General features: G+C 44.8%; 6 protein-coding genes. All 6 read right to left on the bottom strand.

Translation table 11 applies throughout. The features are described from left to right. Position 1: 1 nt before the first annotated feature. The gene (comGB, locus tag BU202_RS07990; protein ID WP_083605776.1) at positions 2-1,039 is read right to left on the bottom strand and encodes a competence type IV pilus assembly protein ComGB; all 1,038 of its coding nucleotides are present in this window, start codon (positions 1,037-1,039) and stop codon (positions 2-4) included. Beyond that, positions 951-1,901, bottom strand: a complete 951-nt coding sequence (gene comGA, locus BU202_RS07985; RefSeq protein ID WP_075105261.1) for a competence type IV pilus ATPase ComGA — start codon at positions 1,899-1,901, stop codon at positions 951-953. Before comGA ends, comGB begins: the two co-directional genes overlap by 89 nt. A 107-nt stretch (positions 1,902-2,008) precedes the next feature. Then, positions 2,009-2,362 carry a DUF1033 family protein gene (locus BU202_RS07980; RefSeq protein ID WP_075105260.1) on the bottom strand — a complete coding sequence of 118 codons (354 nt, stop codon included), beginning with the start codon at positions 2,360-2,362 and terminating at the stop codon, positions 2,009-2,011. 115 nt (positions 2,363-2,477) lie between these two features. Continuing rightward, complete coding sequence (gene rpoC, locus BU202_RS07975; protein WP_075105259.1) at positions 2,478-6,113, bottom strand: DNA-directed RNA polymerase subunit beta'; 3,636 nt, start codon at positions 6,111-6,113, stop codon at positions 2,478-2,480. Between the two features lie 72 nt (positions 6,114-6,185). Beyond that, positions 6,186-9,749, bottom strand: a complete 3,564-nt coding sequence (rpoB, locus tag BU202_RS07970; RefSeq protein WP_075105258.1) for a DNA-directed RNA polymerase subunit beta — start codon at positions 9,747-9,749, stop codon at positions 6,186-6,188. 403 nt (positions 9,750-10,152) lie between these two features. Next, positions 10,153-12,534, bottom strand: coding sequence for a penicillin-binding protein PBP1B (pbp1b, locus tag BU202_RS07965; RefSeq protein ID WP_075105257.1), 2,382 nt, complete (start codon positions 12,532-12,534; stop codon positions 10,153-10,155). Between the last annotated feature and the right edge of the window lie 57 nt (positions 12,535-12,591).

Below are 12,591 nucleotides of genomic sequence, written 5' to 3'. Positions count from 1 at the left end.
TTTAAACCTCCAGATTTTGATAAATTGGCAATAGCATGGCTACATAAATTAAGACGACGATGACAGCTACAAACAGAAATACCATCGGTTGAATCAACTGCATGGCAGCATTTAGCTTGGCAAAAAACTCCTCCCAACACTCGTTCGCATACAACCGTAGTTCATGCCCCAGCTTGTCTTTTACTTGACCGTATTCAATCATGAGACTCAACTCCTTCTTGAAAAAAGGATAGTGTTTTATATGTTCTTCAAAGGCAACACCCCTTTCTAAAGCCAGACCCAACTCCCTTCCAATCCTGCGAAACAAATCTGACTGCTGATGTTGCATCAAGTCAACAATCTGAGTCATTTCAAGACCTTGACCGATGAGATTACCCCATTCACGCGCATAATAGGCAGTCAGATACAACTGAAGCAATCTCCCTAAGAAGGGCAAACGCACCAATAAACTGACCGTCTTTATCTTCTCAGACCTCCGATACCAATAGCTCAAAAAAACTGCTAAAGCAAGGCCAATAACAGCCGACACTAAAAAGACAAGCGGAAGAAAACCAATCATTGTTGTGGCTCCGTTTCCCTCTTCTAATTGGGGCAAGAGATAACCTTTTAGGCCTAGCATGATTACAAGCAAAAATAGCAGCAAGATAACCGGATAGGTCGCTACCTCCACCAGCTTCTTCCGCACTTTTACAAGATTTCCCAAATAATCTTGAATATGGGTCAAACTCAGCTCCAGATTACCATGCACTTCTGCCAAGGCTATCTGGGTTACGACTGCATCTGAAAATTGTAAGTCTGAAAGAAGAACTGCAAAAGACTTCCCTGCCAACAAGCCCTGATATAAAAGACTAGTATAACTATCTGCCAACAATTGGCTTCTTTTTAGAAAATCAACAATTTCTACTAGATGAAAGCCGCTTGTTAGCAGGTTGGTAAATAATTCAATCATTTTACGTTGACGAACCAAGGACAATTTTTTCGGCCTGCGCCTGACGAGCACTGATATGTCCTGTCGCAAAAAGTTGGTCAATCTGCTCATTCCACCGCGCTGGCGAATAGGTTTGGTATGCTTTCGTTGCCACATCTACAATTCCTCCTCCTCCGATTAAACGTTGATACATAATACCCTGCAAGGCATGATGCAGTTCATCAGGACTCACTCCCAGCTCCAACATGCGGGCATAGACACCTGAAATACTCTTGCCATGAACGGTTGAAAAAATCGTTACCCCTGTCAAGCTAGCGCGAATGACCGCCCGCGCTGTTTCTGTATCCCTGATTTCTCCAATAATCAGCAAGTCTGGCCGATGCCGTAAAGACAGCTTGATTAGATTGTCATAGGTCAAGCCAATGGCTTCATTGAGCTGTAATTGTAGCATTTCATCTCGCTTAATTTCTACTGGATCTTCAATGGTGACAATCTGCTGGTCGGCAAATTTTAGCCCTGCCAAATGATACATCAGAGTGGTCTTGCCAGAACCAACCGGACCCGAAAACAAATACAAACCTCGCCCTTTTATCGCTTCCTGCACATGCTCCAGAGCATCAAACCAGAAATGGAGTTTCTCTTCTTGACCATACAAAAGACGAATCACCAGACTTTCTTTCCCACGGTAATCCCCAACTGTCGACAACCTTAATGACACAGTTCCATCGCTATAGTCATAATCACAGGCTCCTTGCTGGCTACGCCGCTTTTCACCAACGTTCATGCCTGCCACAAATTTAAAATGACTAATCACTGCCGAATAGGTCGCCTCATCCAACTCGCTGACCAGCTTCCTAGCATCTAAGATGCGCTCATAGACTTGGCAAGTGACTTCTTTAGGCAGTAAATAAAGGTCGCTGACCCGCTTTTCTACCGCTTCTCGAATCATTTCTTGTGCTATTTTTTGAACCATATCTCCTCCTCACTTTCTTTATTCGTAAATGATGTTCTTTTTTTCATATTTCTAAAAAATTTTTTGAATAAAGAAAAAAGCTCGACGCACAAACATCGAACTTTCTCTTAAACTTTATTTTTCATTTTGCAAAAACGTGGTCTTTTCCCTGTATCTTTACGCTGTAAACCTGTTGGTAAATTTTCTTTGGCTTCGAACAAGATTAAGGAGTGGTAGTTCTGCAAATATTCATCGCATTCATCGCACCAATATTGATCTTCTGGATCCCAGAAGGCCGTCATCAATCCGTCCCGACTTTTCTTCATCGGAAATCGCTCGGACAAGCAGACCCATTGTCGTTGGTAGGATCGCAGAGCTTCTTCATAATTATCATAGGTTTCATTGCTAATAATATTTTCTTCCCAGCCGTCTAAGAACCACCAGGGTTCAAAATCCCCATACATTCGAATCACTTGATACATCTCTCATACTCCTCTATGTCCATATTATAGCGGATTTTCAAACAGGAGAAAAAGATTTAGCTTGTGAAATTTGTTCGTAAAAAAGCATACCTCTTTTGAGATATGCTTTCTGTTCTTATTCTGTTACCATTTCTTCTGCTAATTCTTCAGCAACGGTATCTTCAATGATTTCAACTTCATTAACAGCTTGTGGTTCAATATTACGGTAACGTGCCATACCAGTACCTGCTGGAATGATTTTACCGATGATAACATTTTCCTTCAAGCCGAGAAGGTTATCACGTTTACCACGAATGGCTGCATCTGTAAGGACACGAGTGGTTTCTTGGAAGGAAGCCGCAGACAAGAAACTGTTGGTTTCAAGAGAGGCTTTGGTAATTCCCATAAGGACTGGACGAGCTGTCGCTGGGATTCCACCTGCAATGACCACATCGGCATTGGCATCTGTAAAGTCTGTAATATCCATGAGGGTACCCATGAGCAAATCAGTATCTCCTGGATCCATGACACGGACTTTACGCAACATTTGACGAACCATTACCTCGATGTGTTTGTCTCCGATTTCTACCCCTTGGCTACGGTATACTTTTTGTACTTCAGAAAGGAGGTAGGTCTCAACAGACAAGACATCGCGGACTTCAAGCAAACGTTTTGGTTGGATTGAACCCTCTGTAAGGGCATCCCCACGCGCCACTTGAGAGCCGACTTCTACACGCATACGGGCAGTAAATGGTACCACGTACTCGCCTTCGCCAGTCTTACCTTTGACAAAGACTTTCTTAGTACGGGTAGCCGCATCTTCATCGATTGCTGTTACCTCACCCTTGATTTCTGTAATGACCGCTTCCCCTTTTGGATTGCGGGCTTCAAAGATTTCTTGGACACGAGGCAAACCTTGCGTGATATCTGAATTAGAGGCTACACCACCCGTGTGGAAGGTACGCATGGTCAACTGTGTACCAGGCTCACCGATAGATTGAGCGGCGATTGTACCAACTGCTTCACCCACTTCAACCGCATCACCTGTTGCCAAGTTGATACCGTAACAGTGACGGCAGACACCATGGCGAGTGTTACATGTAAAGACAGAACGGATAGTGACTTGTTCGACACCAGCATTGACAATTTCACGGGCAATATCTTCGGTAATCAATTCATTTGGACCGATGATTACCGCACCTGTCTCAGGGTGTTTAACCGTTTTCTTGGTGTAACGACCTTGCAAGCGTTCTTCAAGCGGCTCGATCATTTCCTTGCCGTCGGTGATGGAACGGATATCCAAACCACGGTCTGTTCCACAATCGTCCTCACGGATAATCACATCTTGGGCAACGTCAACGAGACGGCGAGTCAAGTAACCTGAATCGGCTGTCTTCAAGGCCGTATCCGTCATACCCTTACGGGCACCGTGAGTTGAGAAGAACATTTCAAGAACCGATAGTCCTTCACGGAAGTTGGACAAGATTGGCAATTCCATGATACGTCCATTCGGTGCTGACATCAATCCACGCATTCCGGCAAGCTGCGAGAAGTTTGAGATGTTACCACGGGCTCCAGAATCCATCATCATAACGATTGGGTTCTTCGGATCCTGTGATTCTGTCAAGCGTTTCTCTAGTTTTTCTTTGGCTGAACGCCATTCATCGGTAACCGCTGCGTAGCGCTCATCGTCGGTAATCATACCACGACGGAATTGTTTCTTGATTTGTTCCACACGTTCGTGCGATTCTTCAATGATTTCTGCCTTGTTGTCAATAACTGGGATATCTGCGATTCCCACTGTCAAACCTGCAAGGGTTGAATGGTAGTAACCGAGGTCTTTCAAGCGGTCAAGTAGGGCAGAAGTTTCCGTTGTGCGGAAGCGTTTAAAGATTTCAGCGATGATATTTCCAAGATTTTTCTTCTTGAATGGAGGATTGATTGGAAGCTCTGCAATCGCAGCTTTGATATCAGATCCTGGTTCCAAGAAATACTTGTCCGGTGTACCTTCTGTCAAGTTGGCATTGGTTGGTTCTTGGAGATACGGCAAGCCTGCTGGCATAATCGCGTTAAACAAAATCTTACCAACAGTCGTCATCATGATCTTGTGTTTTTGTGATTCTGCCCAAGGCTTATCAAGGCTGTCTGTCGCAATACCGACACGGGTATGCAAGTGAACATAGCCATTGCGGTAAGCCATCACCGCTTCATCCATATCTTTGAAGACCATACCTTCGCCTTCACGACCAGCATCTTCCATGGTCAAGTAGTAGTTCCCCAAGACCATATCCTGAGACGGTGTTACAACTGGTTTTCCGTCTTTCGGGTTCAAGATGTGTTCTGCCGCAAGCATAAGGATACGTGCTTCTGCTTGTGCTTCTTCTGACAATGGTACGTGAATCGCCATTTGGTCCCCGTCAAAGTCGGCATTGTAGGCCTCACACACGAGCGGGTGCAAGCGAAGGGCTTTTCCGTCAATCAAGACTGGCTCAAAGGCCTGGATACCAAGTCGGTGAAGGGTCGGTGCACGGTTCAAGAGCACTGGGTGTTCTTTAATAACTTCTTCAAGAATATCCCAAATGCGATCATCTCCGCGTTCAATCAAGCGTTTAGCTGCTTTTACGTTTCCTGCAATTTCACGGGCAACGATTTCGCGCATGACAAACGGCTTGAAGAGCTCAATCGCCATTTCGCGCGGCACACCACATTGGTACATTTTTAAAGTTGGACCAACGGCGATAACAGAACGCCCTGAGAAGTCAACCCGTTTTCCGAGCAAGTTTTGGCGGAAGCGCCCTTGTTTTCCTTTCAGCATGTGGCTGAGAGATTTGAGCGGACGGCTACCTGGTCCTGTAATCGGACGACCACGGCGACCATTGTCAATAAGAGCATCCACCGCTTCTTGGAGCATGCGTTTTTCATTTTGAACGATGATTCCTGGTGCGTTCAGCTCAAGCAGGCGAGCCAAACGATTGTTCCGGTTAATGACACGGCGGTACAATTCGTTCAAGTCAGAAGCCGCAAAGCGTCCACCGTCCAATTGAACCATTGGACGCAAATCTGGTGGAATAACAGGCAAGATGTTTAAAATCATCCATTCTGGCTTGTTTCCAGATTTGTAAAAGGCATCTAGCACATCCAAACGACGAACCGCCTTAATGCGTTTTTGACCAGAAGCGGTTTTTAATTCTTCTTTCAAGGCCGCAATTTCAGTTGGCAAGTCTACTTGTTTGAGCAGGTCTTGAATCGCCTCTGCACCCATTTTCGCTACGAATGAACCGTGTCCATACTCACGCAATTTTTCACGGTACTCGCGCTCTGTCATGATGGATTTATGCTCAAGTGGTGTATCTTTTGGATCAATCACCACATAGGCCGCAAAGTAGATGACTTCTTCAAGCGCACGCGGGCTCATATCAAGGGTCAAGCCCATACGGCTTGGAATGCCTTTAAAATACCAGATGTGAGAAATCGGTGCTTTCAACTCGATGTGTCCCATACGCTCACGGCGTACTTTGGCACGAGTAACCTCTACACCACAACGGTCACAAACGATTCCCTTGTAACGGATGCGCTTGTATTTTCCACAGGAACATTCCCAGTCTTTTGTCGGACCAAAGATGACTTCATCAAAGAGTCCGTCACGCTCTGGTTTGAGCGTACGATAGTTGATTGTTTCAGGTTTTTTAACTTCACCATAAGACCATGAACGGACCTTGTTGGGAGAAGCTAAAGTGATTTGCATACTTTTAAATCGATTTACGTCAACCACTAATAATCCCTTTCTTCATTTCTAACAAGAGGAGTCAGCAGAAACAGGCGCATGCTCTGCTTCTGCTCATCCTTATTCTTCTGATTCGGCTGCAAATGCGGCTGCGGCATCAGCTGCGGCCTTTGCACGTGCTTTTTCTAAATCATCTACGTGGATGATGTCATCATCTTCGCCTTCATCGAGGTCACGAAGTTCGACTTCTTGATCGTCTTCATCAAGGACACGCATGTCAAGACCAAGTGATTGCAATTCTTTGACCAATACGCGGAATGATTCTGGTACACCTGGTTTTGGAATTGGTTTTCCTTTAGTAATTGCTTCATAGGCTTTCAAACGACCATTGACATCATCTGACTTGTAGGTCAAGATTTCTTGAAGAACGTTTGATGCACCGTAGGCTTCCAGTGCCCAAACCTCCATCTCACCAAAACGTTGTCCACCAAACTGAGCCTTACCTCCAAGAGGTTGTTGGGTAACGAGTGAGTATGGTCCTACTGAACGTGCATGAAGTTTATCATCAACCATGTGGTGGAGTTTGATCATGTACATGACCCCAACAGACACACGGTTATCAAATGGCTCACCGGTACGGCCGTCATAAAGAATGGTTTTAGCATCGCTATCCATACCAGCTTCTTTAACCGTTGACCATAGGTCTTCTGAACTTGCCCCGTCAAATACTGGTGTTGCAATGTGAATGCCCAAATTGCGAGCAGCCATTCCAAGGTGAAGCTCCATAACCTGTCCAATATTCATACGAGAAGGTACCCCGAGCGGATTCAACATGATATCAACCGGTGTTCCGTCTGGAAGGTATGGCATATCTTCTACTGGTACGATACGAGAGACAACCCCTTTATTTCCGTGGCGTCCCGCCATCTTATCTCCGACCTTAATCTTCCGTTTTTGAGCGATGTAGACACGCACCAGCATGTTGACACCAGATTGCAATTCATCACCATTTGCACGGGTAAAAATTTTGACATCACGAACGACACCGTCAGCACCGTGAGGCACACGAAGAGAAGTATCACGGACTTCACGAGATTTATCACCAAAGATAGCGTGGAGGAGACGTTCTTCTGCTGACAAGTCTTTCTCACCTTTCGGAGTGACTTTACCAACCAGGATATCGCCTTCTTTTACTTCAGCACCAATGCGGATAATTCCCATTTCGTCCAAGTCTTTCAGCGCATCTTCACCCACGTTTGGAATTTCACGAGTAATTTCTTCAGGTCCTAACTTGGTATCACGGGTTTCTGATTCGTATTCTTCCAAGTGAACAGAGGTATAGACATCGTCTTTTACCAGGCGCTCACTCATGATAACCGCATCCTCGAAGTTGTAGCCTTCCCAGGTCATGTAGGCAACGATTGGGTTTTGTCCAAGCGCCATTTCCCCATTTTCCATAGAAGGTCCATCTGCGATAAAGTCGCCTTTTTCAACGATGTCCCCTACTTTAACGAGTGTCCGTTGGTTGTAGGCTGTACCTGAGTTGGAACGACGGAATTTTTGGATGTGGTAAATATCTAGCGAACCGTCTTCACGGCGTACTTCAACCTTGTCGGCATCTGCATAAGTAACTTTTCCGTCATGCTGGGCAATAACTGCTGCTCCTGAATCGTGGGCAGCTTGATATTCCATACCAGTTCCTACATAAGGAGCTTTTGGATCAATCAACGGAACAGCCTGACGCTGCATGTTGGCACCCATGAGGGCACGGTTGGAGTCGTCATTTTCAAGGAACGGAATACATGCTGTCGCAACGGCAACTACCTGCTTAGGAGACACATCCATGAAATCCGCAGAGTCCGCTGGGAACTCTTGGTTATTCCCTTGGTGACGTCCCATAACAATCTTGTCTACAAAACGGTTGTTTTCATCGAGTGGAGAAGTTGATTGTGCTACGATGTAGGCATCTTCTTCATCGGCCGTCAACCAGACGATTTCATTGGTAACTGTACCTGTTGTACGATCAATCTTGCGGTATGGTGTTTGGATGAAACCGTACTTGTTCAAGTGTCCATAAGAAGACAAGTTGTTGATCAAACCGATGTTTGGTCCCTCAGGCGTTTCAATCGGACACATGCGGCCGTAGTGAGTGTAATGCACGTCACGAACTTCGTAGCCGGCGCGGTCACGTGTCAAACCACCAGGTCCTAAGGCAGACAAACGGCGTTTGTGAGACAACTCTGACAATGGATTGTGTTGGTCCATGAACTGTGACAACTGTGATGAACCAAAGAATTCTTTAATCGCTGCCGTTACAGGACGAATATTGATGATTTGTTGCGGAGTCAAGACTTCATTGTCTTGTACACTCATGCGCTCACGGAGATTGCGTTCCATACGGGTCAATCCAATACGCACTTGGTTGGCAAGCAATTCACCCACGGCACGAATCCGACGATTTCCAAGGTGGTCAATATCATCAACGCGGCCAAGACCTTCTGCAAGGTTGAGGAAGTAGCTCATTTCAGCTAGGATATCCGCTGGAGTAATAGTACGTACATTTTCTGCTGGATTCGCATTTCCGATAACTGTCACGACACGGTCTGGGTCAGTCGGTGCGACAATCTTGAATTTTTGGAGCAAGACTGGATCTACCAAAACTGCTGCATCGTTTGGAATGTATTCCACCAAGTTCAATTCATCGAATTGATTTTCGATTGACTCAAGCACATCACGGTTTAAGACAGTTCCTGCTTCAAGGACGATTTCACCTGTTTCACCATTAATCACGTGTTCAGCCAAGGTTTGGTTGAGCAGGCGAGTACGGAGGCTCAATTTCTTGTTAATCTTGTAACGACCAACAGGCGCCAAGTCGTAACGACGTGGGTCAAAGAAACGTGCTGTCAATAAGCTACGTGAGCTTTCTGCTGTCTTAGGCTCACCTGGACGAAGGCGTTCATAGATTTCTTTGAGAGCTTCGTCGGTACGTGAATCAGCTGGATTTTTATGAATATCTTTTTCAATAGTATTGCGGACCAATTCACTATCACCAAAGATATCAAAGATTTCATCGTCACCAGAGAAACCTAGCGCACGTACAAGGGTTGTAAATGGAATTTTACGAGTACGGTCAATCCGTGTGTAGGCGATATCTTTTGAGTCTGTCTCAAGCTCTAACCAAGCACCACGGTTTGGGATAACGGTTGAACCATAACCAACCTTACCGTTCTTGTCAACCTTATCATTGAAATAAACACCTGGCGAACGCACGAGCTGACTAACGATAATCCGCTCACCACCATTGATGATAAAGGTTCCCATTTCAGTCATGATTGGAAACTCACCAAAGAAGACTTCTTGTGTCTTGATTTCGCCTGTTTCTTTGTTAATCAAGCGGAAGGTCACAAAGATTGGCGCTGAGTAACTCGCATCATGAATACGCGCTTCTTCTAGGGTATACTTTGGTTCTTTCAATTCATAACCAACGAATTCCAATTCCATTGTATCTGTAAAGTTGGATACTGGAAGTACATCTTCAAAAACTTCTTTGAGACCGTGATCCAAGAATTCTTTGAATGAGTCGGTTTGAATTTCAATCAAATTTGGTAAATCAAGAACTTCTTTGATTCTTGAAAAACTACGACGAGTACGGTGCTTGCCGTACTGAACTTCATGTCCTGCCAAGTTTTTAGCTCCTTCTTTTTTCTCTAGGTCTGATTCTCCAGACCACACACTGTCGCTTTGTCAGAATTTTTAGAATCTTTAAGAATTGGTAACAATTCCTAAAAAATACTAAAAATGAGCACAAAAAGAGCAGCTAAATCTTCCTTAACCAAGTGTGATTTAACTGCTGTAAGCCTTGTCTGGACAATATTTCAAACAAGACGCACGACAAATAATATAGAGTTATTATACACTATTTCCCTTGATTTTTCAAGCCTTTTCCCTTCTTTTTCAGTTAGGTCGTCGTTGGTTTTTGAGATAGCACTTGACAAGAAGTCACAGGCAGAATTTGGGTTGGACAACCAAACGACCATAGAAACAAAGAAGCTAGCGACTAGCTAACTCCTTTGTTTCTATTTTAATATTAGTGCTTGGATTCACTGCTTGAAGACGGCTTAGTGTCTGATGACGACGAAGTTTTGCTTGAGGATGATTTTGGTTTTGGTTTAGGTGGCGCAGGAGGAGCAAAGGTACTCCACGCTTTGGCATAGTCGCCATCTGTCCCACCAATCATAAACTTGTAGTCGGTAATTGGGGCACCATTCTTAGCCCAATAGCTGGTTGTCATCGCTCCGCCTGGCGTAATTGGCACACCGTTGACCTGAACGGTAGCTGGTCGCGTTCCAGTAGAAGCTAGGACACTTGATGCAATCACGCTGTCATCCAACTCGAATCGTCCCTCGAATAACTCTGGACTCGCCTCATAGATGGCACTCGTTAGATAAGCCACATAGGCAGAATTATTGTGATAGCCCGCCAAGAACTCCATACCTGTGTTGTCATCATGACCAGCCCATGTCCCCAAAGTAATCCGCGGTGTCGCTAACATGAGCCAGACATCTACTGTATCGTTACTAGTCCCCGTCTTCCCAACCAAATCACTGGCTGAAGCCTGTGGATTAATCCCAGCTAAGCGACTAGAAAATGTAGAGGTTTCTCCTGAGGCCAAGGCAGCTCTCAACAACATCATCATGATACTGGATGTCGCCTTGGAGTAAACTTGGACAGGTTTTGCCTCATGTTGATAGATTACCGTTCCATCATGAGCAGTAATTTTCTCGACAATATAATTCTCATTGTAGACACCACCATTTGCAAGAGCCTGATAGGCATTTGTGTTAGCGGCAACTGTTGTTTCAACTCCACCCCCTAATGGCAGACTTTCAATATCGTACAAATCAATATCATAGTTCATCTTATCCATGTAGGATTTGACATCAACGCCCGCATTTCGCAGCATTTTGTAAGTCCAAAAGGCTGGGATATTGGCTGACACATTCAAGGCATTTTGTAACGTCATCATCCCTGTCCCCCTACTATTTACGTGCATAATAGGCGTTCCATCAGAGAAGGTCGTTGGATAATTGGATAGGACACTAGCTGAACCCATTAGCCCTTGGTCAATCGCCACCCCATACGCTAGAAAAGGCTTAATGGTAGATCCTGGGGAACGCTTGGTATTCAGGGCATGGTTATTCTGGTTTGAGCTGTAATCTCGACCTCCTACAAATCCTAAAATAGCACCTGTTCGATTGTCTAGGAGGACACTTCCTGTCTCCACCAAGCCACCACCGCTATCGAGTACCCCGCCATAGTTAGCTACAACAGACTGCATAGCCCCGTAAATATTTTTATTAACCGTACTCGTCACCGTATAGCCACCTTGGCTCAAGGCTTGTTTTGCTAAATCTTTGTAAGCCTTCACCGTCTCGTCATTCTTCAAATCCTGACTAGATACCTGATCTCTCTTAATCAAGTAACGATACATGATGTCCTCCGCCTCTGACAAGACCGCATAATACAAGTAATCCTTTGTATCTTTTAAAATCGGCGCTGGCGCGATAAAATCCTTCTTAATGTCATAGGCAAGATAGGTCTCGTAATCTTCTTTATTGATATAGCCTGAGCGATACATATTAAACAAAACATCTTTTGAGCGCTCAATCCCATAGGCCATATCCTCTTCGGATTTAAAACCACCGCTAGCAGTATAAGGCGAATACACAATTGGACTCTGTGGTAATCCTGCAATAAAAGCTGCTTGCGGAATAGTTAAGTCTTTAGCAGACTTCCCAAAAATACCACGCGCCGCCTCCTCAATGCCTGCAATGTTGCGTCCTTGATTGTTGCGCCCAAACGGTGAAACATTGAGATAGGTTGTTAAAATTTCTTCCTTACTCATGACACGTTCAAGAGCAAGAGCCGAGATGATTTCATTTGCTTTCCGGCTAAATGTTGGCGCATCTCCCACAATTTGTTGCTTGATTAGCTGTTGGGTCAAGGTTGAACCACCACTTGATGAGCCGACGCCAGCTGATCCGAGCGCCGCGCGCAAAACCGCTTTCGGTACGACACCAGTATGACTTTCAAAAGTTGCATCTTCCGTTGCAATGACCGCGTGTTTGACATTATCAGAAATCGCATCACCATTTACTGGAGCCCGCAACAAATCGGAACTAATTTCTGAAACCAGACTACCATCTGAATAAACAACTTTCGAAATACGGCTGACTTCTGTCACTTGCTGCACTAATTTTGTAGAATCAGGCATCGTTACACTATCAAAAAGACTAGCAACATACCCCAATCCAAGGCCTGCTCCTAGCACTCCCAACAAGAACACTACTATAGCTCCAAAATCTACTAATAGTTTTAAGGTTCTTAAAGCAATACCGGCTATATCACTGATTGTCAAAGGAACGATCTCTTTCGTTTCTTTCTTTTCTTTGGGTAATTTAGTCGTCATACATAACTCCTTATCTTCCCTATTTTACCATATTTTTTATCTTTTGACGAAAATTTC

The sequence above is a fragment of the Streptococcus cuniculi genome (genome assembly GCF_001921845.1).
GTDB classification, from domain to species: Bacteria; Bacillota; Bacilli; order Lactobacillales; family Streptococcaceae; genus Streptococcus; species Streptococcus cuniculi.
This window is presented reverse-complemented; position numbering and strand designations above follow the sequence as displayed.

What these genes read in the sequence shown, in the direction of transcription:
- pbp1b (WP_075105257.1), bottom strand. Translation starts at nt 12,534, where the DNA reads ATGACGACTAAATTACCCAAAGAAAAGAAAGAAACGAAAGAGATCGTT.
- comGB (WP_083605776.1), bottom strand. Translation starts at nt 1,039, where the DNA reads ATGAGCAGATTGACCAACTTTTTGCGACAGGACATATCAGTGCTCGTC.
- BU202_RS07980 (WP_075105260.1), bottom strand. Translation starts at nt 2,362, where the DNA reads ATGTATCAAGTGATTCGAATGTATGGGGATTTTGAACCCTGGTGGTTC.
- comGA (WP_075105261.1), bottom strand. Translation starts at nt 1,901, where the DNA reads ATGGTTCAAAAAATAGCACAAGAAATGATTCGAGAAGCGGTAGAAAAG.